General features: G+C 70.7%; 1 protein-coding gene. It reads right to left on the bottom strand.

All coding sequences use genetic code 11. The features are described 5' to 3' along the window. On the bottom strand, positions 1-246 hold a 246-nt coding region (locus SB775_RS32670; RefSeq protein ID WP_410865447.1), incomplete at both ends, for an SDR family oxidoreductase.

The raw sequence follows: 246 nt of genomic DNA, 5'->3' as shown, positions 1-246 counted from the left end.
ACGCCGCCATCCACCAGCGAGGCGGTACCGGTCACGAACGAGGAATCATCCGAGGCCAGGAACAGCACCGAGCGCGCCAGCTCCTCGGGGGTAGCCACCCGCTTGAGCGCGTGCAGGCCGGTGACGAAGGTCTGCGACTCGGCCGAGCTGTTGTGCTCGCGGTACATGTCGGTGTCGACCGCGCCGGGAAGCACGGCGTTGACCCGCACGCCCTGCGGGCCGTACTCGGCGGCCAGCGCCTGGGTC

This window comes from Peribacillus sp. SIMBA_075, from assembly GCF_046534585.1.
This window is presented reverse-complemented; position numbering and strand designations above follow the sequence as displayed.